Below are 26807 nucleotides of genomic sequence, written 5' to 3'. Positions count from 1 at the left end.
GCGTTCGTCGGGGCCTGCACCCGGGATCAGCTGTGACGGGCGAGTTTGAGCACGGGCACGAGCAGGATCACCGCGAGCGCGGGAAGGAGGACCAGGTCCGGGAAGACGCCGACCGTCGAGTAGATCAAGGTGCTCGGGCCTGACACTGGGGCGCCGATGCCCAGCGCCGCCTCGGCTCCGCCCGATGTCATCGCCTCGGTGTCCAATGGCCCCATGGACGACCCGCAGCCCCAAACGACGTGGCGCCCGGTGAACGGCGGCGCCGAGGTCACCCTGATCATGGAGACCCGGCCGGCGTCTGCATCCGCCACATCCCCGACGCGCTGCCCCTGCCGCCTGACACTGATCCGGGCAAGGGCGCGGAACTGGCGACCCACGCGGCTGCGGCGACCTGGGGGCTGCCCGACTTCGTTTTCCATCCGTCGATGGCTGAGAAGGGCTCCGGCCGGCTCGAGTAGATCCAGTACCGCTCGTGCCTCGTCAACGGCTGCCTCGCCGGGGCGGCCAGGATCACGACAGGGCTGAGTTGATGCCTGGTGGATCCGCCACCGGGATCCGATGTGGTAAGCATAGTGGCGGCAGTTTGGGCATCCTGTGGACAAGGTGTGCGCGGCTGTAGCCGTGCAGGGACCAAGGGGTGGGGATGGCGGATCCGTTGAGCCTTGCCTTGCTGAGCAGCGTGACGCTCACCGAGGGCATCAAATTCCTCTATGACAGGGCCGGTGGGATCCTTGACCGTGCCCGGGAGCGCCGGGCGGCCCGCCGGTCGGAGGCGCTGGAGCTGGAGGCCGCTCAGGACCCGGTGCTGGGCAGCCAGTTGGCTGCAGCGTCGGTGGAATCGGCGGTGGTCGAACGGAACGCGGCGGCGCTGGAGGGACTGCGCACTGTCCTGACGCCCTACGTCCACGGCGAGTTGGCAGCCGACCCTCGGGATGCCGCGCTGCGGGACCAAGTAGAAGCACTGCGGGGCCTGCTGGAGCTTCTCTATGGGCAGCGGATCGCGTTTCGTGGCGAGTCGCGCGGCAAGACCGGCTCCACCATCGATGTTGAGGCGGTGGCCCGGGAGGTCGAAGGGAGATTGACAGCAGTCCGAGCCAAGAAGCTGTCCGGTGGCGCACAGTTGCGGGTCAGAACCGACACCGAGCACGTCGGCTCGGGAGCCGAAGTGATCGGCGTGGACCTCGACGACATCCAGGGCTGAGCCGAAACATGACCGCCGCAGCGGACGACGGCTGGAACCGAACAGCGATTCCAGGGGAGCCGGCCACGTCGGCGGTGATCTCCCAGTACGTGGACGACCCGTACTTTGTTCACCGTGCCTGGCTGGCCGACCTGGTGGAGCAAGCGGTCTCCGGCGACGAGCAATGGATCGTGGTGGAGGCGGCAACCGGGGCCGGAAAGAGCGGACTTGTGGCGCAGCTGGCCCAGGCGCACCCCGGGTGGGTGTGCCACTTCCTTCGCGCCGGGAGCCGGTCGGCTCTTCATGGTGGCGACCTGGAAGGCTTCCTGTTGGCCGTTGGACATCAACTGGCTTTCCAGCGCCCTGAGTTGTTTGACCCGCAGCGGCTGGCCATCGAGATCGAGCAGGTCAGCGGGGAGGTCGGCCCCGGCGGGCGCATGGTCGGTCTTTCCGTCGACGACTTTGTAGCCTCTCCGTTCCTGCGGACAGCGGTCTCGGTACGGCAGCGAGCCGACCGGTTGGACGGCGAGATGACCGCCGTCCGAGCAGGCCGGATCACGGTGGAACCCAGACTCCTGCACCCGGACAACCTCGCCTGGCTCGCGTTGTTCGGCCCGGCGACGGTCCTCGCGGCAACCGCCCCCGAAGACCGCATCGTGGTAGTCCTCGACGCGGTGGACGAGGTCGCCGACAACCACCACGGCGGGCTGCTCGACTGGCTGGTGCATGGCCCGCAGTTGCCGGCCAATGTTCGGTTCGTGGTCGCCTCCCGCCCCCACCGCACCCTGGACCGCCTTCGCCACAGTCGGTCCGGCGGCGTGCGTGAAGTCCGGATCGACCCCCTTGACCCACGGGTGCACGCGGACGCGCGGGCCTATCTCGCGGCGACGTTCGCGGAACCGCGGACGGCCGGGGCATTGGCCCGTCATGGACTCGACGTGGAGGGATTCGCTCTCGAACTGGCAGACCGGTCACGCGGCAACTTCGCCTACCTCGTCGCCTACGCCCGAGCGGTGATGGACCAGGCTGCCGCTCCCGACGACGATGCTCTGGTGCGGTTGCTGACGCTGAGCGAGGTCCCGGACAGTTTGCAGAGCCTGTACCGGTTCCTGGTGGGCGTGGTGCGCAGCCGGGTTGAGCGCCTGGGTACCTTCCTGCCGGCGGCGAACGCGGATGGAGTGGGCCGGGTGCCCGCGTGGGAGGGCGTCGGCCAACCGATCCTCGCCCTCCTGACCGTGGCGCGTGCTCCACTGCCGTCGATGGCGCTGTTCCGCCTGGCGGGTCTGCAGGTCTCCCGCAGCGACGCACTGAACGTCCTCAACCGGTTTGCCTCCCTGCTGGACAACGGGCCTGCGGGGGTCCAGTGGTTCCATTCCTCGTTCTCCGAGTACCTCGGCTCGGCGCAGGCCGCCGAGCCGCTGGCCGAGGATGCCGTCGACTGCCCGCACTGGCACGGCCGGATCGTGCGGCACTACCGCGCTCAAGCGCCCTCCTGGGCGGAGGCTGACTGGGCGGTGATGGACGAGTACGGCCTCGCGCACCTGCCCTCGCATCTGGTGCTGCGGGACGCGAGCGCAGCCCATCAGGTGCGTGAGCTGGCCTGCGAGGGGTACCGCCAAGCCCTTCGCCGCGCTACCGGCGGTGACCGAGCCTTCCATGACCTGCTGAACCTTGCCGACGAGTTCCCGGCCCAACCCGGGGACCTGCTCGGGGCCGTGGGGACCGCCTTCCTCACCGGTACACTCCGCGCCCACCTGCAGCGGAGGGATGGCGCGCTGGCTCCCCACGCCCTGGAGCTGATGGCGGCTCTCGGCCAGGTCGACCATGCGCTGGACCAACTTGAGACGATCGTCCCGGTGCAGGATCAGTGGCACGGCCTGCTCCGCATCTACGCTCGGGCGAGTGAGCAGGAGCGGGAAGCGCATCGTAGTCGCCTAGGCACGCCACGGCTGCTGGCGTTGGCCCGGGAGTTGATGTCACAACCCGAAGCCGTGACCGTTCCGGCTGCGCAGCTTGTGGTCGAACTGGCCGCTGTTCTGCCCACTGAGGACATGGCCGAGCTGCTGCGGTTGTTCGAGGAGATCCCCTTCCCGCCCAACAGCGACCCGGGGACGCGGGAGAGGGCACTGGCGGCTGTCGCGCGGCGCGCGCCGCTCCCCGACGCATGCCGTCTGGCCATGGAATGCGGTTCACATGCCCCACTCGTACTTCTGGAACTGGCGCAGCGGGACGAGGTCTTCGCTGTTGGCCTGCTGCGCCAAGCTGCCGCACTGCTGACCGCGGCGGAGCCCGTGCCGTCGCGGCCGCTGGATCATGCCTGGGACAGCCACGGCGTGTGGCGGACCTTGGAAGCCATGGCGCGCCTGGCGTTTCCGCGCGACCGCCAGGAATTCGCGTACTGGTTGCGGCTCTTGGAGCTCCGGTTCGAGGCCTGGAACGCTGCCCGAAGCAGCCGTCATGAGTCGCAGGCCGAGACGGGGCTATCGGAACCGTTGGAGAGCCAGTGGTGCGCGGTGGTTGAGGTGCTCCATGGGGTAGCGGCGGATTTCTCCGTCCAGGTGCTGGAGGCATTGGAGGAGAGCGACTCCTCGCTGTGGGAACCGGTCTCCCGCTGCTGGCAGGAGCTCGGCCACCCTCAACTGGCGCAGGCGGCGCTGCGGCGAGGAGAGGCGGCCCTTGAGGGGCTGAAGCGGCCGGCTGTCATCGAGGGGCTCTGCCGACTGGCGCTGCTGCATCGCGGGGCGGGCCGTCATGAAGAGGCCGAGGCCCTGGTGGACCGCGCTCTCGCCTTGGCGGAAGAGGCGCTGGTAGCGGTGCGTGAGACTCCGGACATGTTTGGTCACGCGGCAGATGGTTCGCTCGACATCGTGCGCGCGCTGGCCGACTGGCAGCCGGAGCGGGCTCTGCGTATCGCCCGAGAAGCACCCTCCTGGACGCCGTTCGGTATCAGGTGGCCTGAACGGAACGTCGACCGGGCCTCGTTGATGGCCCGTGTCGGCCTCGCTCTCCTTGACACCGAGCCGACGCGGGCCGAGGCGATTCTGGGCGAGATCGTCGGCCATCCGGTTGACAAACGTCTCGGCCGCGAAGCCGTCACCGCCACCGGCCCGGGCTACGAGCTCAGTGGCTGGCAGCCCCCCAGCGGTGAACGTGCTTTTCACAACTGGCTTCTTGATCAGGTCGCCTACGTGCATGTTGTGTGGAACAGCTTCGTCGAAAACGCCGACAAGAGGTGGTATTCGACGGTCAACGACTTCTATTCCGGTGTTCAGCCCCCGCCGGGGCCGCGCCTCACCACCGCCGGCTGGGGGCGTGCGTTGCGCTTCCTCGCCGGCTGCACACCCACCGACCCGGTAGCGGCGGCAGCCCACCTGGAGCGCCTCCTGGACCCCGCCGAGCGGGCCGTGGGCCTTGCCCAGATCTCCGTGCTTGCAGCGCGCGCCGGACATCCGGCGGCGGGCTCCCTGCGGGCAGCGGCCGGGGTTGCCCTTGCCGAGGTCCCCGTACACGAGTGGGTGCTGGGGCACGACGATCCGTTGAGGACCTCTCAGTTGAGAGCGCTGTGGGACCCCCGCTGCCGGACCACCGCGGAGTTTGCGGCGGTCGTCTGCCCCGAGGATCCGGAACTGGCCCGGCGGCTATTGGCGGAAGAGGATGCGGCAGCACTCTTTCCCGGGCTCTTCGCGGATGCCCTGCCGCAGACTGTCGCCCTCTCCATCAGAAACCGGAGCACCAAGCACGACGCGCAGGAGTTCCGCCCGGGGGTGCTGCGGCAGGTGGAACGGGCGGTGGGGAGTGGAAACCGTCACTACACTGCCGTCGCACTGTGCCAGATCCTTCCGGTGATGGCCGAGATCGATGCCGAGGAAGCGTGGAGGCTCACTGAGCTGATCGACGTACCGGTCTACCGGGCCGTCGCGCGCGTCAGGCTGGCGCCCTTTCAGCCCGACCCGGACGCTGCCGTAGCCGGCGCTTTCAAGACCCTCGGCCCCGAGCCCGAGCCCTGGCACCTCGTCAAGGTGGCGACCAATCTGGCGTTCCTCACCTCCGACGCCATGTCGGAGCAGTTGTTCGAGGACGCCTGGCGGATCGCCTCCGAAGCCGAAGGCGATCAGCGTCGTCGCGCCATGCTCGTCCTTGCCGAGAACTTCGCCAGCCGGGACCTGTTGGACGAACTGGAGGCGGCCGCGCCCGGCCCCGGGGTCCCCGGCCTGGACTTCGACGAGACCGTCTTCAGTGTGGAGTGCTTCTCGTCGATGCTGCGGATGGCCCCATTTGTCGCCCCGGAGCGCCTGCCCGCGCTCGTGCGCCGCGCCGCCGAATGCGGCTGGCACGTGATCATGGCGGCACTCGAACACGCGGCGCAGACCCTGGTCTACGCCCTGGGCGAGGAGCTCATCCCCACTCTCCAGCAGGTGGTGACCCAGGCCGCCAGATGCCTGGACCCCGCACGGACCCATGTGGACGGGGTGCGGGTGGGGTAAGAAGCGATTCCCTTTTGCAGGTCAGGTATGTGGTCGGCGTTGGGAGGCAGGCTGGCCCCACCGGTGCCCGCGAGGAGGCTGTCGAGGCCCCGACCGCATCGCCGGTCGGGGTGGACATGCCGCAGTGGGGCACCAGGGCCTCCTGATGGTTCGTTGACTCGATATCACCGAACTGCGCAGGAGGCCCTTCTCGTGTGCGGCGACCGCAGAGTGATCACCCGAACGAGCTTGGTCCGGGGCTCCTACAGGTCGTAGTACAGCTCGAACTCGTGCGGGTGCGGCCGTAGGGCGATCGGGGCGATTTCCTGGGTGCGCTTGTAGTCGATCCAGGTTTCGATCAGGTCGGTGGTGAAGACGCCGCCGGCCAGTAGGTATTCGTGGTCGGCTTCGAGGGCGTCGAGGACGGCGGGGAGGGAAGCGGGGACCTGAGGGACGGCGGCGTGTTCGTCGGGGGCGAGTTCGTAGAGGTCCTTGTCGACGGGCTCGGCGGGTTCGATCTTGTTCTTGATGCCGTCGAGGCCGGCCATCAGCATGGCGGAGAAGGCCAGGTAGGGGTTGGACGCCGGGTCGGGGGCGCGGAACTCGATGCGCTTGGCCTTGGCGTTGGAGCCGGTGATGGGGATGCGGATGGCGGCGGAGCGGTTGCGCTGGGAGTAGACCAGGTTGACGGGGGCCTCGAAGCCGGGGACCAGGCGGTGGTAGGAGTTCACCGAGGGGTTGGTGAAGGCGAGCAGTGAGGGGGCGTGCCTGAGGATGCCGCCGATGTAGTGGCGGGCGATGTCGGACAGGCCCGCGTAGCCCTGCTCGTCGTAGAACAGCGGGGTGCCGGCCGTCCAGAGGGACTGGTGGACGTGCATGCCGGAGCCGTTGTCGCCGAAGATCGGCTTGGGCATGAAGGTGGCGGTCTTGCCGGCCCGCCAGGCGACGTTCTTGATGATGTATTTGAACAGCATCAGGTCGTCGGCGGCGTGCAGCAGGGTGTTGAACCGGTAGTTGATCTCGGCCTGCCCGGCGGTGCCGACCTCGTGGTGCTGGCGTTCCACGGTGAGCCCGGCGCGGCCGAGTTCGAGGGACATCTCGGCGCGCAGGTCGGCGAAGTGGTCGACCGGCGGGACGGGGAAGTAGCCGCCCTTGTACTTGACCTTGTAGCCGCGGACGTCGCCCTCGGCGGAGCCGGTGTTCCAGGCACCGGCCACCGAGTCGATGTGGTAGTAGGACGCGTTGGCGCTGGTCTCGAAGCGCACCGAGTCGAAGACGTAGAACTCTGCCTCGGGCCCGAAGTACGCGGTGTCGGCGATGCCGGAGGAGGCGAGGTAGGCCTCTGCCTTGCGGGCCACGTTCCGCGGGTCGCGGCTGTAGGCCTCGCCGGTGATCGGGTCCTGGATGAAGAAGTTGATGTTGAGGTGCTTCTCGGTGCGGAACGGGTCCAGCCGGGCGGTGGCGAGGTCCGGGACGAGGGCCATGTCGGACTCGTGGATGGCCTGGAAGCCGTGGATCGAGGAGCCGTCGAACATCAGGGTCTCGGTCGGGTCGAAGGTGTCGGCGGGGACCGCGAGGTGCTGCAGCACGCCCGGCAGGTCGCAGAACCGGACGTCGACGAACTTGATGTCGTTGTCCGCGATGTACTGCTTGACCTCGTCGGCGTTGGTGAACATCCGTACTCCTCCTCGACGTGCGGTCCGAGCCTCCGTCAGGGGCGACGGGAGCCCCCGCGCAGGGGCTCACGATAGGAATCGGCCGTTTCCCGATCGTGACTCGACTGTTTCCCACATGTTAACCAGGCCGCTCGGGCGGGCCGCAAAGCGGTACGGTCCCGGGCAAATCGCCGGTGTCAGCAGCGCCCGTGTACCCCGACATGTCGAGACCATTCACGGCAGTCGGCGGAATCCGTTTCACCCCGGCGGGAGCCCGCCCCGGCGCGTCCCGCCCGCGGGCCCGCCGCCGGATCGGCGGGTAAGCCCGGTTAGGGTGGGTCCGTGGACACCAGAGAAGCACTCGGATCGTGGATCGACGGCCCGAAAGCGGCCGCCGAGAAGATGGGCGCCGACTTCGGCTACCGCGGCGAGCGCCTCGGCCTGCCGCGCTCCGGCCCCGGCTCGATGGCCGGCCCCGGCCGCCGGATCGGTGCCCTGTTCGTGGACGGCTGGCTGGTCAGCCTGGTCGCCTACGGCCTGATCACGCACGGCGACCAGGGCTCGGCCAACCTGTGGACCACCCCGCTGTTCTATGCCGTCACCGTGCTGTTCCTGGCCACCACCGGCACCACCGTCGGCAAGCGCCTGTTCGGCCTGCGGGTGGTCCGGCTGGACGGCCGCCGCGCGACCATCCCGCAGGTGCTGCTGCGCACCTTCCTGCTGTGCCTGATCATCCCGGCCGCCGTCTGGGACCGCGACACCCGCGGCCTGCACGACAAGGCCGTCGGCACCGTCGAGGTCCGGATCTGACGCCGCCAGAGCGATAGAACGTCGCCAAGGCCCGCCACAAGGCCCGCCAAGGCCATGGAACGTCGAACGGCCCCGCTCGCGGAGAGGAATCTCGCGAGCGGGGCCGTGGTGTCCTACGGGGGAGTGAACGCTAGCGCGCGCCGCCCTTGGGCATCCGGGCGCCCTTCGGCATCGGGCCCTTGGGGATCGGCGCCTTCGACAGCAGGTCGCCGAGCGCCCGCAGCCGGTCGTTGGTCTCGGTGACCTGGGCGGCGGAGATCGACCGCGGCAGTCGCATCAGGTGGATCTGCAGCTTCTTCAGCGGGATCTCGCCCTCGCCGTTGCCGACCATGATGTCGTGCACCGGGATGTCGCCGACGACGCGGGACATCTTCTTCTTCTCGGACGCCAGCAGCGGACGCACCCGGTTCGGGTTGCCCTCACCGATCAGCGCGATGCCGGCCCGGCCGACCGCGCGGTAGACCGCGTCCTGGCTGCGGGTGACCGCGACCGGGGTCTGGTTGGCGCTCCAGCCGCGGCGGATGTTGCCCAGCACCGCGGCGACCGCGCCCGGCTGGCCTTCCATCTGCCCGAACGCGGCCCGCTCGGCGCGACGGCCGAACACGATCGCGACTGCCAGCACCGCCACCACAAAGCCGAGAATGCCCAGGTAGACCGGGTGATCCAGGGCGAAGCCGATGGCGAGGAACACGCCGAAGGTCAGCAGGCCGACGCCGGCGATGATCAGGCCGATTTTGGAGTCGACCTGCTTGGTCATGACATATGCCTGGCGGATCTGTGCGAGCCGCCCAGGAGTATCGGATTTTTGCCTCGCCATACCGCTCATGGTACGTGGCATAAGGGGCGATCATCCAAGCGGTGCCGGTTCCGTGACCCTGGACTCTCCCGGATGCCGACCCCGGCGTCACCAGCGGTTCACGCGCTGCGTTCGGGCACCCGTTCGGACCGCTCGCGTTCGCCCGCCAGCCGGCGGTTCTCGCACACCGCCGCCCACGCGTTGCGGCGCGCGCCGCGGATCAGCAACAGCTGTTCGGCCCGCCGCAGGGCGGTCCTGAGTCCGGTACGCATGACCACACCAACTCCTCGACCCGGGTACCGCTCGAGCGTCCCGGACGTCCGTTACCGTACGGTGACCCGACCGTCAATGCCACGTGAAACGTCGGCGGTTAGTCCGGTCGGCCCCGCCCGCGCCCGGGCCCGCGGGTACCTCCCCGCACGCCGAAGGGCGGGCCCGATCGGGCCCGCCCTTCAGAAGCACTGTGCTCAGACCGCCGCCTGCTCGCGACGCTCCAGCGCCTGCCGGTACAGCCGGCCGGCCCGGTACGAGGAACGCACCAGCGGCCCGGACATCACACCGGCGAAGCCCAGTTCCTCGGCCTCCTCCTGGAGCTCGACGAACTCCTGCGGCTTCACCCAGCGCTCCACCGGGTGGTGGCGCAGCGAGGGCCGCAGGTACTGGGTGATGGTGATCAGCTCGCAGCCGGCGTCGACCAGGTCGGCCAGCGCCTCGCTGACCTCCTCGCGGGTCTCGCCCATGCCCAGGATCAGGTTGGACTTGGTGACCAGCCCGGCCGCCCGGGCCTGGGTGATGACGTCCAGCGAGCGCTCGTAGCGGAACGCGGGGCGGATCCGCTTGAAGATCCGCGGCACCGTCTCGACGTTGTGCGCGAGCACCTCGGGACGGGACGAGAACACCTCGGCGAGCTGCTCCGGCACCGCGTTGAAGTCCGGGATCAGCAGCTCGACGCCGGTACGGCCGGCCTCGCGGGCCGCCGTCATCGCGTGCACCTGGCGGACGGTCTCCGCGTACAGCCACGCGCCGCCGTCCTCCAGGTCGTCGCGGGCGACGCCGGTGATGGTGGCGTAGTTCAGGTCCATCGTGACGATGGACTCGGCGACCCGGCGCGGCTCGTCCCGGTCGAACTCGGCGGGCTTGCCGGTGTCGATCTGGCAGAAGTCGCAGCGGCGGGTGCACTGGTCGCCGCCGATCAGGAAGGTCGCCTCGCGGTCTTCCCAGCACTCGAAGATGTTGGGACAGCCCGCCTCCTGGCAGACCGTGTGCAGCCCCTCCTTCTTCACCAGGGACTGCAGGGCGTTGTACTCCGGCCCCATCTTCGCCCTGGTCTTGATCCACTCGGGCTTCCGCTCGATGGGGGTCTCGCTGTTGCGGACCTCCAGGCGGAGAAGCTTCCTGCCGTCGGGTGCGACAGCGGACACGTGCGACTCCTAGAACTAGACGGGGTACCCCAAAGGGTACGCCGTTGCTTCGATGGCCTGCGCCCGGCCCCGGGCCTTTATTCGGAAGGCAACACCGGGCGCGGCGCGCCGATTCCGCGACCGGCCCGCGATCAGACCTTGACGGCCGGCTCGGGCAGCTCGGCGAACACCTCGGTCAGCGTCCGCTCCACCGTCCCGACGGCGTCCGCGACCGCGAACGGACGGGCCAGCTCGCCGCTCAGCGAGGCCACGCCGGCGTCCCGGATGCCGCACGGGACGATCTTGTCGAAGTACGTCATGTCCGGGTCGCAGTTCAGCGCGAAGCCGTGCATGGTCACGCCGCGCGCCACCCGCACGCCGATCGCCGCGAGCTTGCGGTCGTCGCCGCGCTGGCCCGCGTTGGACGGGGCGTACTCGGGGCCCGCGAGACGCGGGTCGATGCCCAGCGGCAGGCCCATCCGCAGCGTCAGCTTGCCGATCTCCACCACCTGCGAGGGGTCCACCACCGCGCCCGGGATCTCCGCGCCCAGCTTCCACACCCCGCTGCGGCCCTCGATCCGGGTGGTCTCCACCCCGAACTCGGTGCACGCCCGGATCAGCGCCTCCTCCAGCCGCCGCACGTACGCCACCACGTCGATCGGGTCCGGCAGTTTCACGATCGGGTACCCCACCAGCTGGCCCGGGCCGTGCCAGGTGATCTCCCCACCACGGTTCACCTCCACCACCGGCGTCCCGTCCAGCGGCAGGTCCTCCGGGTTGGTGCGCTTGCCCATCGTGTACACCGGGTCGTGCTCCAGCAGCAGCACCGTGTCCGGAATCTCGTCCGCGACCCGCAACGCGTGCAGCCGCTGCTGCTCCGCCCACGCTTCCTGGTAGGGGACGGTCCGTTCGCCTATCCCCATCCGCACGAACCGCACGTTCTCGCTCACTGCATGCTCCCTGCCGGCCGGCTCAGCCCAACCTCGCCACTGTACGCCTGCGCTCGGGCGCGACCTTCCTGCACGTTGGTCGCGCCCGCACGCAACTGGCCGTCGGGGGCGCGATCCTGCCGACGCTCGCCTTCCGCTTCGCACAGTTCTCCGCGCCCCCGGTTTCGCACCCTGATTACTCCCCGGCCAACAGCAAGAGCCGGAGCGCCAGTTGGAGCTCCAGCGCCCGCTCCGGCTGGTTCCAGTCGCGGCCGAGCAGCACCTCGACCCGGTCGAGCCGCTGGACGACCGTGTTCACGTGGACGTGCAGCAGGTCCTTGGCCCGGGTCAGGCTGCCGCCGCAGTCGAAGTAGGCGCGGAGGGTGCGGACGAGTTCGGTGCCGCGCTTGGCGTCGTAGTCGAGGAGCGGGGCGAGCGTCGCGCGGACGAAGCCCTCGACATCGTGGCCGTCGCCGAGCAGGACGCCGAGGAAGCCGAGGTCGGTCGCGCACGCGCCGTCGCCCTCGCGGCCGAGCACGCGCAGGGCCCGGACGCAGCGCACGCCCTCCGCGTAGGCCGCGGCCAGCGGGACGGGCCCGCTGGCGGCGCGGCCGGTGCCGACGGTGACGGGCACCCCTACCAGCCGGGCGAGGCGTTCCGCGGCGAGGGCGGCGACCGCGCCGTCGCCGGTGCCGTCGTGCGGGACGAGCAGCACCACGCCGTCGCCGAACTCGGCGCTGATACCGCGCGAGCCGAACAGGTACCGGGCCGCGGCACCGGCCAGCCGTTCCCGGGCACTGACGTCCGCGGCGACCGCGACCAGCACCAGGTGCGGGCGGCCCAGGTCGACGCCGAGACGGCGGCCGCGGGCGGTGAGGCCGGCCGGGTCGCGGTCGGGGGCGGTGAGCAGGTCGGCCAGCAGTTCGCCGCGGACGCGGTTCTCGGTCTCGGCGACCGAGCGCCGCAGCAGGAGCAGCAGCGCGGTGACCACGCTCGCGCGTTCGAACACCCGCCGGTCGGCGTCGTCGAGTTCGGGTCTGCCGTGCAGGACGAGCGAGCCGAGCAGTTCCTGGCCGGCCAGCACCGCGCACACCCACTCGGCGCCGTGCCGCACGGCGTGGCCGCCGGCCCGGGAGGCGGCGACGGCGTCGGAGAGGCCGTCGGGGGCGCCGCCGGGGCCGGTGAGCGGGGCGCCCTCCGCGTCGTGGACGGAGGCCTCGCCGTCGAGCAGCGCGGCGACCTCGGCGGCCACGTCACCGACCTCCGCGCCGCGCAGGACGAGGTCGGTGAGCCGGTCGTGGGCCTGTTCGGCGCGCTGGACGGAGCCCGCGTGGGCGCGGATGACGGCATTGGCGGTGGCGAGTTCGGCGAGCGCGGCGCGGGTGTCGGCCAGCGACTTGGCGGTGTCCAGGGCGATCGCGGCGTGCGCGGCGAGGGTGCACAGCAGCGCGACCTCGTCGGGGGAGAAGGCCCGGGGGGTGCGGTCGGCGGCGAACAGCACGCCGATCACGGTGCCGCCGAGCAGCAGCGGCACGCCGATGATGGCGACCAGGCCCTCGTCGAGCACGCCGGCGTCGATCTGGCCGGTGTGCCGGAAGCGCTCGTCGATGCGGTAGTCGTGGCTGGCGTAGGGGCGGGCGGTCTGCGCGACCAGGCCGCCGAGGCCGTCGCCGAGGCTGAGCCGCAGGGTTTGGAAGAGCGGCGAGACGGAGCCGTCGGTGACCCGCATGTAGGTGTCACCGGCCTGCTCGTCGGGGAGCGTGAGGTACGCGGTGTCGGTGCCGAGCAGCATCCGGGCGCGGCGGACGATGGCCTGCAGTACGGCGTCGAGGTCGCGGGAGGCGGCGAGGTCGCCGGCGGTGTCGAACAGCGCGGTCAGTTCGGCTTCGCGGCGGCGGTGCTGACGCATCGTCCGGTGCACCCGCAGGGCCTGCCAGGTGGCGTCGTCGATCTCGGTCAGGACCTGGGCGGGTGCGCCCTGCCGGCGGGCGTCGGCGAGGACTTCGCCGAAGTCCTCGGTGGCGGCGCCGGTCGCCAGCAGGTCGAGGAGTCGGCGCAGCGCCGGTGCGGCGGTGGTGTGGCGGTCCATTCGGTCTTCCCTGTCACTCGTGCCCCCCGTGGCCCCCGTTGCCCGCGGCCTGTCGCGCTGTCGTGCTGTCGCGCTGTCGCGAAACGGGCCGGGGCCGCGCCGCCGGGCGGATTGCCCGGTGACGCGGCCCTGATTTTGTCGGAAGTGCTCAGGCCGTCGTAGCGGCCTTCACGGAGTCCACCCGAGCGTCGTCCGCCTCGGCGAGGTCGGCGCCGCGGGTCTCCCGGCCGCACAGCACGGCGAGGACGGTGATCGCGGCGGCGATCGCCACATACACGGCGATCGGGGTGGCGCTGTCGTAGTCCTTCAGCAGCGCGGTGGCGATCAGCGGGGCAGGGGCGCCGGCCGCGACGGAGGAGAACTGGGCGCCGATGGATGCGCCGGAGTAGCGGGTGCGGGTGGCGAACAGTTCGGCGAAGAACGCGGCCTGCGGGGCGTACATCATGCTGTGGAAGAACAGGCCGACGGTGATGGCGGTGACCAGCGAGGTGAAGTTCTTCGTGTCGACCATGCCGAAGAACACGAAGGCCCAGATGCCGACGCCGACCGCGCCGACCAGGTAGACCGGCTTGCGGCCGACCCGGTCGGAGAGCGCCCCGAACAGCGGGATCAGCGCGAACTGGATCGCCGAGCCGATCAGTACGGCGTTCAGCGCGGTCTGCTTGGGCAGGTGGGCGTGGCCGACGGCGTACGCCAGGACGAAGGTGGTCATCACGTAGTACGAGATGTTCTCCGCCATTCGGGCGCCCATCGCGACCAGCACGTCCCGCCAGTGGTCGCGCAGCACCGCCACCAGCGGCGGCTTCTCCTTCTCGGCGCGCTGCTCGGCGGCCGCCAGCGCCGCCTTGAACAGCGGCGACTCGTCCACCGCCAGCCGGATCCACAGGCCCACCATCACCAGCACCGCCGACAGCAGGAACGGCACCCGCCAGCCCCAGGCCAGGAACGCCGCGTCCGACTGGACGGACGTCATCACCGACAGCACGCCGGCCGCCAGCAGGTTGCCCGCCGGCGCGCCGCCCTGCGGCCAGGACGCCCAGAAACCGCGCCGCTTCTGGTCGCCGTGCTCGGAGACCAGCAGCACCGCCCCGCCCCACTCGCCGCCCAGCGCGAAGCCCTGCACCAGCCGCAGCACCGTCAACAGCACCGGCGCCGCCACGCCGATCTGGTTGTACGTCGGCAGACAGCCGATCAGGGTGGTCGCGCCGCCCATCAGCAGCAGGGACAGCACCAGCAGCTTCTTGCGGCCTATTCGGTCGCCGAAGTGCCCGAACACCAGCGCGCCCAGCGGCCGGGCGGCGAACCCGATCGCGTAGGTGAGGAAGGACAGCAGAGTGCCCGTCAGCGGATCCGACTTCGGGAAGAACACGTGCCCGAAGACCAGCGCCGCCGCCGATCCGTACAAGAAGTAGTCGTACCACTCGATCGTGGTGCCGATCAGCGAGGCGGCGACCACCCGGGGCAGGGAGGCGGGTCTCGCGACGTCGGGAGAGGCAGCCATCAGTGATTTCCCCTTGCAGGAGGTGGGGGGTGAGGGAGAGTCAGGACCCTATCGGCCCGTTTCGGCCGGACTCAGTGCGCGGTCCAGCCGCCGTCCACCGGCAGGCTCGCGCCGGTGATGTAGGAGGCGTTCGGCGTGCACAGCCACACCGCCAGCTGCGCCACCTCCTCCGGTTCGATCAGTCGCTTCACGGCGGTGCGGTCGAGCATGATCTGCTCCACCACCTCGTCCTCGTGGATGCCGTGCGCCAGCGCCTGCGCGGCGATCTGCTTCTCCACCAGCGCGGTGCGCACGTACGCCGGGTTGATGCAGTTGCTGGTCACCCCGTACGGGGCGCCCTCCAGCGCGACCGTCTTGCTCAGGCCCTCCAGCCCGTGCTTGGCCGTCACGTACGCCGACTTGAAGGCGCTGGCGCGCAGGCCGTGCACCGAGGAGATGTTGACCACCCGGCCCCACTCGCGCGCGTACATGTGCGGCAGGGTGCGGCGCAGGATCCGGAACGGGGCCTCCACCATGACCCGCTGGATCAGCGTGAACCGCTCCATCGGGAACTCGTGCACCGGCGCGACGTGCTGCAGGCCGGCGTTGTTGACCACGATGTCCGCGTCGGCGGGCAGCGCGTCCACCGCCTCCGGGTCCGACAGGTCGGTCACGTGCGCGACCCCGCCGATCCGCTCCGCCAGCTCCTCGGCGGGCGCGGCGGCCAGGTCGACGACGTACACGCGCGCGCCGGCCGCGGCGAACGCCTCCGCGCAAGCCTTGCCGATGCCGGAGGCGGCGCCGGTGACCAGCGCGGTGCGGCCGAGCAGCGGGGGCTGGGGGAGGGGGGCAGAAGTGGTGTCCATGGCCGAGAACGGTAGGAATCCGCGGCCCCCGCAACGATGTGGGCGAACACCACAGCATCCCTGCCATGCATGGTGGCGCACGCCATGCCGTCCGAACGCGGGCAACGGCCCTCGAACTCAAACACGCGGCACCCGGGCTTCCTCAGAACGGGCGGGCCTGGTTCACCCGTTCGGAGGATCGATGGGCCGAATCCACCCATAGCGCCCCAATGCTCGCTACATTCGCGCCGATTCCCGATCAGGGGGCGCTGTCCCGGGCAGGAGGGGCCGGAACGGTGCCTGAGAGGTGTGGACTGCTATGCCCCAACGGCCAGTAATCGACAGCCCGGCGTACCGACCGCTCGACCCGCTCGACCCGCGTCAAACCGGAGCGGCCGAGACCCCTTCGCGCGCCGCCGAGCCGGCCGACGCAGCGTCGGGCGGGCGCGCCCAGAACCCCCAACTCGCGGCACTCATCGAGGAGTCCGGCTTCTCGCACGCCGGCCTCGCCCGCCGGGTCGACCAACTCGGCCTGGAACACGGCCTCGACCTGCGGTACGACAAGACCTCCGTGACGCGCTGGCTGCGCGGCCAGCAGCCGCGCGGCGCCACCCCGGCGCTGATCGCCGAGGTCTTCACCCGCCGCCTCGGCCGCCGCCTCACCGCCCAGGACGTCGGCCTGGACGCCTGCGCCCCGGTCTACGCCGGGCTGGAGTTCGCCGAGACCCCGCAGGAGGCCGTCGACATCGTCGCCTCCATGTGGCGCAAGGACAACGGCCCCTACGCCGAACTGCGCAAGATCGCCTTCACCCCCGCCGGACTGGTCGTCCCCAGCCGCGACTGGCTGATCGGCCGCACCGACGAACGCGTCGCCCGGGACGGCACCACCCTCAGCGCCGAGGAACTGCGCACACCCCCGCCGGGCCCCCGCGTCCCCCAGCAGGGCGCCCGCCGCCCCACCGGCGGCACGCTCGAACCCGCCGCCGCAGACCCCCGCGAGGCCCGTCCCCCCGTCCGGGTCGGCCGCGGCGACATCGCCGCCATCCGCGCCGTCGGAGACCTCTTCCGGGCCCTCGACCACGCCTACGGCGGCGGCCACGCCCGGCAGGCGCTGGTCCGCTACCTGGAGAGCGAGGCCGAACCCATGCTCCGCGGCCGCTACGGCGAACAGATCGGCCGCGCCCTGTTCGGTGCCGTCGCCGACCTGACCAGGCTGGCCGGCTGGACGTCCTTCGACATCGCCGCGCACGGCCTCGCCCAGCGCTACTTCGTCCAGGCCCTGCGCCTCTCCCAGGCGGCCGGAGACCGGATCCTCGGCGGCTTCGTCCTGACCACCATGAGCCAGCAGGCCGTCCACCTCGGCCACGCCCGGGAAGCCATCCAGCTCGCCCGGGTCGCCCAACAGGGCGTCGGCACCACCGCCGCACCCGTCGTCCAGGCCCTGATGCACGCCGCCGAGGCCCGAGGCCACGCCCTGGCCGGCGACGTCCGTGCCTGCACCACCGCCCTGGTCCGCTGCGAACGGGCCCTCGCCACCGCCCGCAGCGGCGACGACGTCCCGTCCTGGGCCCGCTACTTCGACGACGCCCAACTCGCCGACGAGTTCGCCCACTGCTACCGCGACCTCCAGCAGTGGCGCCCCGCCGCCCAGCACGCCGAAAAGTCCCTGCGCCTGCGCGCCCCCGCCTACGCCCGCAGCCGCATCCTGTGCCGCCTCGTCCTCGCCTCCGCCCGCCTCGGCATGGGAGACGTCGACGAATCCTGCTCGATGGCCACCGACAGCCTCCGCGCCGCCGGCGAAATGCGCTCCGCCCGCACCGTCGAATACCTCCGCGACTTCCACCGCCGCCTGGCCCCGTACCGCACTACGCCTGCGGCGCGCGCCTTCGAGGAGGCAACCCGGCAGGCGGGAGTGATCTGACTCGAGGGGGTGCGAATCCAGGGGCCCGGGGAACGGCGGGGCCGAGTCTGCGGATGAGCAACGGGGCGCTGAGCGTTCCGCCGTTTCTGGTCCCCGCCTCGACCTCCAGTCCCCCGAGCCCCTGACTACGCTGCCGCCTCCACCACCGAGGGTTCCGCCCGTACCCCCAGGTCGCGCAGCACCGCGCTCGCGGCCCGCCGGCCGGAGGCAAGTGCGCCCTGGATGGTCCCGGTGTCCCGGTGGTCGCCGCACACGTAGAGGCCGGCCAGGAGCCGGACTGAGCGGCGGAAGTGGTGCGGCGGGGGCATCGAGACCACCGCGTCGGGGACGTGGCGGACGGTCAGGAACTCCCAGCCGGCGGTGGAGGTGCCGTACAGCTCGGCCAGCCGCCGCCGCACCACCGGCTCGTCGCCGGACGGGCCGCCGGAGTCGAAGGCGCGGCGGCCGAGGACGGTGGTGGCGATCAGGGCCCGGCCGTCGGGGGCGTAGGACGGGTCGGCGTCGCTGAGGACCAGTGAGTGGGAGATGCCGGTGCGTTCGGCGTCCAAAAGCAGCAGTGCTTCGCCCAGCGGCGAGCGGTTGGCGGCGTGGTAGTAGGTGGTGACGGGGTGGAACCCGGGCTGCCGCAGGCCGGGGAGGAACGTGGTGGCGGTCGCGGCGTCGGTGGCGACGATCACCGCGCGGGCCCGGATCCGGCCGTGCGCGGCGGTCTCCACGCCGTCCGTGCCGACCGAGGTGACGGTGACGCCGGTACGCAGGGTGCCCTCCGGGAGCCTCGCCGCCAACTCGGTGGCGACGGCGCCGATCCCGGCGGCGGGGACGCACAGCCGGCCGCGGGCGTAGGCGCGGAGCACCAGGTCGGCGACCCGGCTGGAGGTGCCGAGTGCCGGGTCGGAGAGCAGCGCGGCGAGCAGCGGCCGCAGGAAGCCGTCCACGGTGCGGCCGGGCAGGCCGCGGTCGGCCAGCGCCCGGGCGGCGGTGGTCTCGTGACGGGTCAGCAGCCGGGGGGTGGGGGTGGCGGCGAGCCGGGCGAGCGCGCCGGCCAGCCGGGCCCGGTCCAGTGGGGTGCCGAGCGGGCTGCGGGTGGCGGCCTGCCGGGCGGGGGTGAGCTGGGGGTCGCCGACCCGGTAGGTGCGGCCGCTGCTGTGCATCAGGACGCCGGGGGCGAGCGGGCGCAGGTCCAGCCGGTCGACGTCCAGGTGGCGGCCGAGTTCGGGGAACGCGGAGTTCAACAGGTGGCCGCCGAGGTCGAGGCGGAAGCCGTCGAGTTCCCGGGTGGCCGTGCGGCCGCCGACGCGTTCGGTGGCCTCCAGGACCTGGACGTGCAGGCCCTGGGCGGTGAGCGCGGTGGCGGCGGTCAGCCCGGCGACGCTGGCGCCGACCACGATCGCGTCGGGGTCGGTGGCGTGGACACGGCTGATGAAGTCATGTGCGGGCACGAGTGGGTGCTCCCTCCCTGGCGGAGCCCTCCGCTGCCGCCGCGCGCGGCAGCGCCCGCGAGTGAGCGGGTGGGTGCCGGGGCGGGCAGCGGGGAGCGAGGACAACTTGGTCCGTCGAAGGTGATGCCCCGTCACCCGGCCACCCAGACCGCCGGCCGCCACCCAATCGGTTCATACCACTGGCGGGGGAGACACGGTGGGGCGGCTCCGTCACCCACCGTGCGCCAAACGGGGCGCGCGAGGCGGGAGTGGGCGCGCACGGTCACCGTTCACGCCCCACGCGCCGTCCCTGTGCACCCGTGCGCCCCCTCGACGCTCCGTCAGTGCCCGGGCCGCCCGAGCGCCGCCGCCACGATCGACGCCAGATCCGGGTGACGGAACTCGAATCCCGCCTCCACCAGGGCTTTCGGTACCACCCGGTGACTGCCGACCACCTCGACCGCCATCTCCCCGAGCACTGCGCGCAGTGTCCACTCCGGCACCGCGAACACCGCGGGTCGCCCCAGTTGCCTGGCCAGCTCTGCGGTCAGCTCACCGTTGGTGACGGGATCGGGCCCGGCAAGGTTGACAGGGCCGCTGATGTCCTGGTGGTCGATCAGGAAACGGAGCGCGGCCACCTCGTCGGCCAGCGAGATCAGGCTCCAGTACTGCTTGCCGTTGCCGAGCCGACCGCCCAGGCCGAGTTTGAACAGCGGCAGCAGCCGGGCCCCCGCGCCGCCCTTCGGGTCGAGCACCAGCCCGGTGCGCGGGTGCACCACCCGGATCCCGGCCGCCGCGGCGGGCTGCGCGGCCCGCTCCCACTCCTGGCACACCTCGGACAGGAAGTCGCTGCCGCTGGGCGCCTGTTCGTCGATCAGCTGGTCCCCGGTCTGCCCGTACCAGCCGACCGCGGAGGCGCTGACCAGCACCTTCGGCGGGGTCTTCAGCCGGGCCAGCGCGGCGGCCAGCGTCTCGGTGCCGAGCACCCGGCTGTCCCGGATCTCCCGCCGGTAGGCGTCCGACCAGCGCCGGTCCCCGACGCCCGCCCCGGCCAGGTGCACCACCGCGTCGACGCCCTCCAGCGCGGCGTCGTCGATCTGCATCAGGAGCGGGTTCCACCCCACCCCGACCGTCCCGTCCGGCTGCGGGCCGGTGCGCGAACGCCGCCGCACCAGCCGCAGCACCTCGTGCCCGTCCCCGACCAAGGAGCCCACCAGCGCGGACCCGATCAACCCCGTGGAACCTGTCACCGCGATACGCATACCGGCCATCCTCGCAGCCCTTACCGGCCCGCCCGGGCAGCCGGGCCGCCCGCCCGCGAGCGGGGCGACAATTCCCGGCAGGATCCGCGGGCGAGCGCCTAGCATGGCCGCCATGCCATCGACCAATCCGATCATCCGACCCGCTGCGGAGCAGGACGAGCAGGCGATCCGCGCCCTCGACCACGCCACCTGGTCCACGCTCAGCGAGGTCGCCCCGAAGGGCGCCGCCGACGCGCCGGTCTTCGACCAGCAGCACCCGCCCGAGCAGTACCTGCTCGCCGAACTCGACGGCCGCATCGTCGGCTACATCCGTCAGTTGCAGGAGATCCCGCTGGCCTCCAGCGCCCACGTCCGCCAGATCCAGGGCCTGGCGGTGCACCCGGAGGCCCGCGGCCGGGGCATCGGCGACGCCCTGATCACCGCCGCCTGCGACGCCGCCCGCACCGCAGGCGCCCGCCGGATGACCCTGCGGGTGCTCAGCCACAACGCGCCCGCCCGCCGCCTGTACGAGCGCAACGGCTTCCAGGTGCTCGGCGTGCTGCCCGAGCACTTCCTGCTGGACGGCGCCTACGTGGACGACGTCTGGATGGGCCGCGCCCTGCACTGACGGCACGGAGCCGGTGGCGGGCCCGCACCCGGACGGCCGCCACCCGCCCCGCCCAACAGGCCGTCAGTCCCCGTACAGCTCCCACAGCCGCGGGTAACGGGCCGCCATCGCCGCCTTGTCCGCGAAGTCGAACGGGACGCCCTGCGGCGCGGGGGGCTGACGCACCCCCAGGTCCGGCAGCGGCAGCCCGGTCAGCCGCTCGTACGCCTCGTCGGCGGCGTACCCGAGCTCCTCCGCGTCGCCGTCCTCCTCGTCGTCGAAGTCCGGTAGCAGGCCCGCGAGTTGGTCCGGCTCGTGCACCCCGCCCTCGAACACCTCCCGGCCCTGGCCGATCAGCCAGCAGCGGAAGTAGTCGAAGCTGTCCTCGGAGGCCCCGCCCAGCAGCAGGTACGCGGCGCCCCACAGCTCAACCGTGTACGCCCGCTGGAACCGCGCCTCGAACTGCCGGGCGAAGTCCAGCACATCGTCCGGGGTCAGCCCCATCAGCCGCTCCACCAGGGACTGCGCCTGCTCGTCCGGGTCACCCCCGGCCGCGTCCCGGGAGTCGTCGATCAGCTGCCAGAATGCCGTCTCGTCCATCACCGCTCCAGCATCCACAATCCGCACCGCGCCCGCACCCGATCGCACCGCTGACGGCACAGCCCGACAAGTGCCCGGACACGCCGAAGCCCCGCACCGTCCGGGGACGGTGCGGGGCTTCCGGACGAAACCGGGGATGCCTTACAGGCCGAGCTCGACCTCGAACTCGCCGGCCTCCAGGATCTCCTTGACCGCGACCAGGTAGCGGGCGGCGTCCGCGCCGTCCACCAGGCGGTGGTCGTAGGAGAGCGACAGGTAGGTCATGTCGCGGATGCCGATGGCGGTGCCGCCGTCGGCCTCGATCACCACGGGGCGCTTCACGGTCGCGCCGATGCCCAGGATGGCGGCCTGGTTCGGCGGAACGATGACGGTGTCGAACAGCGCACCGCGCGAACCGGTGTTGGAGATGGTGAAGGTCGCACCGGACAGCTCGTCCGGGGTGATCTTGTTGCCGCGGACCTTCGACGCCAGCTCCGCGGTCTTCTTCGAGATACCGGCGATGTTCAGGTCGCCCGCACCCTTGATGACCGGGGTCATCAGACCCTTCTCGGAGTCCACCGCGATACCGATGTTCTCGGTGTCGAAGTAGGTGATGGTGCCCTCGGCCTCGTTGATCCGGGCGTTGATGCCCGCGTGGGCCTTCAGCGCCTGGGCGGCGGCCTTCACGAAGAACGGCATCGGGGACAGCTTCACGCCCTCGCGGGCCAGGAAAGAGTCCTTCGCCTTCGCGCGCAGCGACATGATCTTGGTGACGTCCACCTCGACCACGCTGGTCAGCTGCGCCTGCTCGTGCAGGGCCTTCATCATGTTGTCGCCGATGACCTTGCGCATGCGGGTCATCTTGACGGTCTGGCCACGCAGCGCGGACGGCGCGGCGGCGGCCTTCGCCGGGGCAGCGGCGGCAGCGGGGGCGGCGGCGACCGGAGCCGGCGCGGCCTTCGCGGCCTCGGCGGCGGCGATCACGTCCTGCTTGCGGATGCGGCCACCGACGCCGGTACCGGCGACCGAGGCCAGCGCGACACCGTGCTCGGCGGCGAGCTTGCGCACCAGCGGGGTGACGTAGGCGTCACCGGCGTCCGCGACCGGAGCGGCAGCGGCCGGGGCGGCGGCAACCGGAGCCGGAGCGGCGACCGGAGCGGCCGGAGCCGGGGCGACCGGGGCGGCGGGCGCGACCGGCGCGGGGGCCGGGGCAGCGACCGGAGCCGGAGCAGCAGCCACCGGAGCCGGAGCGGCCGGAGCGGCGGCCGGGGCCGGGGCAGCGGGAGCGGCCGGAGCGGCGGCCGGGGCAGCGGCGACCGCACCCGCGGCGCCGATCAGCGCCAGCTGGGCGCCGACCTCGGCGGTCTCGTCCTCGCCGACCAGGATCTTCACCAGGGTGCCCGCCACGGGGGAGGGGATCTCGGTGTCGACCTTGTCGGTGGAGACCTCGAGCAGCGGCTCGTCGACCTCGACGGTGTCACCCTCGGCCTTCAGCCAGCGGGTGACGGTGCCCTCGGTGACCGACTCGCCCAGCGCGGGCAGCACCACCGGGGTGGCGTCGGCGGCCGGAGCGGCGGCAACCGGAGCGGCGGCCGGGGCCTCGGCGACCGGCGCGGGAGCCGCGGGGGCCTCCGCAACCGGAGCAACCGGAGCGGCCTCGGCAACCGGCGCGGCCGGGGCCTCGGCGGCGGCCGGGGCCGGAGCGGCAGCCGGGGCGCCGGAGCCGTCGTCGATGACCGCCAGCTCGGCGCCCACCTCGACGGTCTCGTCCTCGCCGACCTTGATCGAGGCCAGGATGCCGGAGGCCGGCGCCGGGATCTCGGTGTCGACCTTGTCGGTGGAGACCTCGAGCAGCGGCTCGTCCATCTCCACGCGCTCACCCTCGGCCTTCAGCCAGCGGGTGACGGTGCCTTCGGTCACGCTCTCGCCCAGCGCGGGCAGTGTTACTGAGACCGCCATGGTTCCAGCGACTCCTATCAAGTCTTGCGTTCAGGAATGAAGGGGGACGGGGGCGCGATCAGTCGTGCGCGTGCAGCGGCTTGCCGGCCAGCGCGAGGTGGGCCTCGCCCAGGGCCTCGGACTGGCTCGGGTGCGCGTGGATCAGCTGCGCGACCTCGGCGGGCAGGGCCTCCCAGTTGTAGATCAGCTGGGCTTCGCCGACCTGCTCGCCCATGCGGGCGCCGACCATGTGGACACCCACGACGGCGCCGTCCTTGACCTGGACCAGCTTGATCTCGCCGGCGGTCTTGAGGATCTTGCTCTTGCCGTTGCCCGCCAGGTTGTACTTGAGGGTGACGACCTTCTCCTTGCCGTACTGCTCGACGGCCTTGGCCTCGGTCAGGCCGACGGAGGCGACCTCCGGGTTGGAGTACGTCACCCGCGGGATGCCGTCGTAGTCGATCGGGACGACCTTGAGGCCGGCGATCCGCTCGGCCACCAGGATGCCCTCGGCGAAGCCGACGTGGGCCAGCTGCAGGGTCGGGACCAGGTCGCCGACGGCGGAGATGGTCGGCACGTTGGTGCGCAGGTACTCGTCGACCAGGACGTAGCCGCGGTCCATCGCGACGCCCTGCTCCTCGTAGCCCAGGCCGGTCGAGACCGGGCCGCGGCCGATGGCGACGAGCAGCACGTCGGCCTCGATGGTCTTGCCGTTCTCGGTGGAGACCTTGACGCCCTCGGCGGTGTACTCCACGCCGGAGAAGCGGGACTTCAGCTCGAACTTGATGCCACGCTTGCGGAACGCGCGCTCCAGCAGCTTGGAGGAGTTCTCGTCCTCCAGCGGCACCAGGTGCGGCAGGCCCTCGACGATGGTGACGTCGACGCCGAAGGACTTCCAGACCGAGGCGAACTCGCAGCCGATGACGCCGCCGCCGAGGATGATCGCCGACTTCGGGATGTAGTCCAGCTTCAGCGCGTGGTCGGACGAGATGATCCGGTCGCCGTCGATGTCCAGGCCCGGGATCGAGCGCGGCACGGAGCCGGTGGCGAGGACGATGTGGCGGCCCTCGATGCGCTGGCCGTTGACGTCCACCGAGGTCTGCGAGGACAGCCGGCCCTCGCCCTGGATGAAGGTGACCTTGCGGGAGGCGACCAGGCCCTGCAGGCCCTTGTACAGGCCGGCGACGACGTCGTCCTTGTACTTGTGGACGCCCTTGATGTCGATGCCCTGGAAGGTGGCCAGGACGCCGAAGTCGGCGGCCTCGCGGGTCTCGTCGGCGACCTCGGCGGCGTGCAGCAGCGCCTTGGTCGGGATGCAGCCGCGGTGCAGGCAGGTGCCGCCCAGCTCACCCTTCTCGATCAGCGCGACGCTCAGGCCCAGCTGAGCGCCGCGGAGGGCCGCGGCGTAGCCGCCGCTTCCGCCGCCGAGAATGACTACGTCGAAAACGGTGCTGGCGTCGTTCGCCACGTCACGTCCTCCATGCAAAAGGTGCGGATCGCCGGGCCGGTCGCGGTCCGGTGGGTGAGAGCCCTTGTAAGGGCGCCCAGTCGTGCCGGAAATACATCTTTGCACTTGTTGGCGGCGGGTGGCGTCGGAGGGTGCCCCGGCCCGGGCCCGGTGCGGCGCGCGGAGCGGTGGGGTGACCCGCTCCCGGAGGTATCGTCCCAGCTCACGGGCGTGAAATCGGCAATCGGAGGTAGTCCGTTCGGGGGGCTTCGCCGTAGCAGTTCCGCTCTGCGGAATCAAGTTTCGCCGGAGGCGAACAGTCGGCCGGGTTGGCGCGGCTGCTACTGGCTGGTAATGCACGTGGGGCCCGGCACCATCGGTGCCGGGCCCCACGCGTCGATCAACGGGTCACTTGCCCGCGGCGGTGTCCTCCGCGAAGCGGACCAGGGTGCGCACCGCGCTGGCGGTGCCGCCCTTCGGGGTGTAGCCGGACGCGGCACCCTCGTTGAACGCCGGGCCGGCGATGTCCAGGTGCGCCCAGTCGATGCCCTCGGCGACGAACTCCTTCAGGAACAGACCGGCCACCAGGCCGCCGCCCATCCGCTCGCCCATGTTCGCCAGGTCCGCGACGGTCGACTCGACCATGCCCTTGCGCAGGTCGGCCGGCAGCGGCATCGGCCAGGAGGCCTCGCCCACCGCGCCCGCGGTCTCGTGCAGCTTGGTGCGCAGCTCGTCGTCGTTGGCCATCACACCGAAGGTGCGGCTGCCCAGCGCCACCATCATGGCGCCGGTCAGGGTCGCCACGTCGATGATCACGTCGGGCTGCTCCTCGCCGGCCCGGACGATCGCGTCGGCCAGCACCAGGCGGCCCTCGGCGTCGGTGTTCAGCACCTCGACGGTCTTGCCGCCGTACATCCGCAGCACGTCGCCGGGGCGGGTCGCGGTGCCGGACGGCATGTTCTCCGCCAGCGCCAGCCACGCCGTCACGTTGACCTGCAGACCCAGGCGCTTGGCGGCGACCACGGCGGCGAACACCGCGGCGGCACCGGCCATGTCGCACTTCATGGTCTCGTTGTGACCGGCCGGCTTCAGCGAGATGCCGCCCGAGTCGTAGGTGATGCCCTTGCCGACGAACGCCAGCGAGGCCTGCGCCTTCGGGTGGGTGTAGGCCACCTTCACCAGCCGCGGCGGGTTGGCCGAGCCGGTGCCGACGCCGAGGATGCCGCCGAAGCCGCCCTTGGTCAGCGCCTTCTCGTCCAGCACCTCGACCTTCAGGCCGTGCTCCTTGCCGGCCGCCTGGGCGATCGCGGCGAAGGACTTCGGGTTCAGGTCGTTCGGGGCGGTGTTGACCAGGTCACGGGCCCGGTTCATCTCCTCGCCGAGCGCCGTGGCGCGCTCGACGGCGGCCTTGGCGTCCTTCGAGCCCTTGCGGTCGGCCAGCACGACCAGCTCGGCGACGGGGGCCTTCGCCACCTCGGCCTTGTAGGTGCCGAACGCGTACGAGCCGAGCAGGGCGCCCAGCGCGACCGCCTCGACGTCCTCGGCGGAGGCGGCCGGCAGCGCCAGCGCGACCTTCTTCGAACCGGCCAGGGTGCGGGCGGCCGTACCGGCGGCCTTGCGCAGCTCCTCGGCGCCGAACGCGCCGTCGGCGGCGTCGCCCAGGCCGACGGCCAGCACCAGCGGCGCCTTCAGCCCGGCCGGAGCGGCAAGCTTGACCGCCTCACCCTCGGCGCCGGTGGCGCCCAGGGTGGTGAGGACCTCGGCCAGCTTGCCCTCGAACGCCTCGACGACCGCCTCGGCGCCGGCTGCCACGATCAGGCCCTTGGGGCCCTTCGCGACACCGATCACCAGGGCATCCGCGCGCAGGCTCGCGGCGGAGGAGGTGCTCACAGACAGTGCAGTCACGGCAAATGCGTCCTGTTCTTTCGCGGTCCACGGCCGGTGACGGCTCCATTGCCGACCGGCAAACCCAGGCAGACTCCGCGGCAAAACGGGGCATGGGGCCAGGG

The 26807-nt window shown here is 71.6% G+C and carries 20 protein-coding genes; 5 read left to right on the top strand and 15 right to left on the bottom strand.

The window, feature by feature from the left end:
- Positions 1–26: 26 nt before the first annotated feature.
- Positions 27–419, bottom strand: coding sequence for a hypothetical protein (locus tag ACFYST_RS10095; RefSeq protein WP_387861204.1), 393 nt, complete (start codon positions 417–419; stop codon positions 27–29).
- 224 nt (positions 420–643) lie between these two features.
- Between ACFYST_RS10095 and ACFYST_RS10090 the strand changes: the two genes are divergently transcribed.
- Both ACFYST_RS10090 and ACFYST_RS10085 read left to right on the top strand, forming a co-directional pair.
- Positions 644–1201 carry a hypothetical protein gene (locus ACFYST_RS10090; RefSeq protein ID WP_387861203.1) on the top strand — a complete coding sequence of 186 codons (558 nt, stop codon included), beginning with the start codon at positions 644–646 and terminating at the stop codon, positions 1199–1201.
- An 8-nt stretch (positions 1202–1209) separates the two neighbouring features.
- Entirely contained in the window at positions 1210–5664 is a 4455-nt protein-coding gene (locus ACFYST_RS10085; protein WP_387861201.1) for a hypothetical protein, read from the top strand.
- Between the two features lie 242 nt (positions 5665–5906).
- On the opposite strand, the gene glnA is transcribed toward ACFYST_RS10085, so the two are convergent.
- Complete coding sequence (gene glnA / locus ACFYST_RS10080) at positions 5907–7319, bottom strand: type I glutamate--ammonia ligase (RefSeq protein ID WP_387643560.1); 1413 nt, start codon at positions 7317–7319, stop codon at positions 5907–5909.
- A gap of 321 nt (positions 7320–7640) precedes the next feature.
- On the opposite strand from glnA, the gene ACFYST_RS10075 reads away from it, so the two are divergent.
- Complete coding sequence (locus tag ACFYST_RS10075) at positions 7641–8108, top strand: RDD family protein (protein WP_387643562.1); 468 nt, start codon at positions 7641–7643, stop codon at positions 8106–8108.
- Between the two features lie 130 nt (positions 8109–8238).
- On the opposite strand, the gene ACFYST_RS10070 is transcribed toward ACFYST_RS10075, so the two are convergent.
- The 7 genes from ACFYST_RS10070 to ACFYST_RS10040 form a co-directional block, all read right to left on the bottom strand.
- Complete coding sequence (locus ACFYST_RS10070; RefSeq protein ID WP_387643564.1) at positions 8239–8946, bottom strand: DUF4191 domain-containing protein; 708 nt, start codon at positions 8944–8946, stop codon at positions 8239–8241.
- 77 nt (positions 8947–9023) lie between these two features.
- Complete coding sequence (locus ACFYST_RS10065) at positions 9024–9176, bottom strand: hypothetical protein (protein WP_387643566.1); 153 nt, start codon at positions 9174–9176, stop codon at positions 9024–9026.
- A 195-nt stretch (positions 9177–9371) separates the two neighbouring features.
- Positions 9372–10325, bottom strand: coding sequence for a lipoyl synthase (lipA, locus tag ACFYST_RS10060; protein ID WP_387643568.1), 954 nt, complete (start codon positions 10323–10325; stop codon positions 9372–9374).
- Positions 10326–10456: 131 nt separating this feature from the next.
- The gene (gene lipB / locus ACFYST_RS10055) at positions 10457–11227 is read right to left on the bottom strand and encodes a lipoyl(octanoyl) transferase LipB (RefSeq protein ID WP_387643855.1); all 771 of its coding nucleotides are present in this window, start codon (positions 11225–11227) and stop codon (positions 10457–10459) included.
- Positions 11228–11429: 202 nt separating this feature from the next.
- On the bottom strand, positions 11430–13322 hold the full coding sequence (locus ACFYST_RS10050) for a helix-turn-helix domain-containing protein (protein WP_387643570.1): 1893 nt from the start codon (positions 13320–13322) through the stop codon (positions 11430–11432).
- 148 nt (positions 13323–13470) lie between these two features.
- The gene (locus ACFYST_RS10045) at positions 13471–14823 is read right to left on the bottom strand and encodes an MFS transporter (protein ID WP_387861199.1); all 1353 of its coding nucleotides are present in this window, start codon (positions 14821–14823) and stop codon (positions 13471–13473) included.
- Positions 14824–14894: 71 nt separating this feature from the next.
- Entirely contained in the window at positions 14895–15668 is a 774-nt protein-coding gene (locus tag ACFYST_RS10040) for a 3-hydroxybutyrate dehydrogenase (protein WP_387861197.1), read from the bottom strand.
- A gap of 298 nt (positions 15669–15966) precedes the next feature.
- On the opposite strand from ACFYST_RS10040, the gene ACFYST_RS10035 reads away from it, so the two are divergent.
- Positions 15967–17568, top strand: coding sequence for a regulator (locus ACFYST_RS10035; protein ID WP_387643576.1), 1602 nt, complete (start codon positions 15967–15969; stop codon positions 17566–17568).
- A 125-nt stretch (positions 17569–17693) separates the two neighbouring features.
- On the opposite strand, the gene ACFYST_RS10030 is transcribed toward ACFYST_RS10035, so the two are convergent.
- Together ACFYST_RS10030 and ACFYST_RS10025 are read right to left on the bottom strand one after the other, a co-directional pair.
- Positions 17694–19007: an NAD(P)/FAD-dependent oxidoreductase gene (locus tag ACFYST_RS10030; protein WP_387861195.1), complete on the bottom strand. Its 1314-nt coding sequence runs from the start codon at positions 19005–19007 to the stop codon at positions 17694–17696.
- Positions 19008–19327: 320 nt separating this feature from the next.
- Positions 19328–20257, bottom strand: a complete 930-nt coding sequence (locus ACFYST_RS10025) for a TIGR01777 family oxidoreductase (protein ID WP_387643580.1) — start codon at positions 20255–20257, stop codon at positions 19328–19330.
- A gap of 94 nt (positions 20258–20351) precedes the next feature.
- Here ACFYST_RS10025 and ACFYST_RS10020 point away from each other — a divergent pair, with 94 nt between their 5' ends.
- Complete coding sequence (locus ACFYST_RS10020) at positions 20352–20855, top strand: GNAT family N-acetyltransferase (RefSeq protein ID WP_387643582.1); 504 nt, start codon at positions 20352–20354, stop codon at positions 20853–20855.
- 63 nt (positions 20856–20918) lie between these two features.
- Here ACFYST_RS10020 and ACFYST_RS10015 read toward each other — a convergent pair whose 3' ends face one another.
- The 4 genes from ACFYST_RS10015 to ACFYST_RS10000 form a co-directional block, all read right to left on the bottom strand.
- Positions 20919–21434 (bottom strand): DUF4240 domain-containing protein, encoded by a 516-nt coding sequence (locus ACFYST_RS10015; protein ID WP_387643584.1) that lies wholly within the window; start codon positions 21432–21434, stop codon positions 20919–20921.
- A 141-nt stretch (positions 21435–21575) separates the two neighbouring features.
- Positions 21576–23372 carry a 2-oxoglutarate dehydrogenase, E2 component, dihydrolipoamide succinyltransferase gene (gene sucB / locus ACFYST_RS10010; RefSeq protein ID WP_387861193.1) on the bottom strand — a complete coding sequence of 599 codons (1797 nt, stop codon included), beginning with the start codon at positions 23370–23372 and terminating at the stop codon, positions 21576–21578.
- Positions 23373–23430: 58 nt separating this feature from the next.
- Entirely contained in the window at positions 23431–24819 is a 1389-nt protein-coding gene (gene lpdA, locus ACFYST_RS10005) for a dihydrolipoyl dehydrogenase (RefSeq protein WP_387643588.1), read from the bottom strand.
- A gap of 387 nt (positions 24820–25206) precedes the next feature.
- Complete coding sequence (locus ACFYST_RS10000) at positions 25207–26703, bottom strand: leucyl aminopeptidase (protein WP_387643590.1); 1497 nt, start codon at positions 26701–26703, stop codon at positions 25207–25209.
- Positions 26704–26807 lie beyond the last annotated feature (104 nt).

Source organism: Kitasatospora sp. NPDC004614 (assembly GCF_042873675.1).
Classification (GTDB): domain Bacteria; phylum Actinomycetota; class Actinomycetes; order Streptomycetales; family Streptomycetaceae; genus Kitasatospora.
This window is presented reverse-complemented; position numbering and strand designations above follow the sequence as displayed.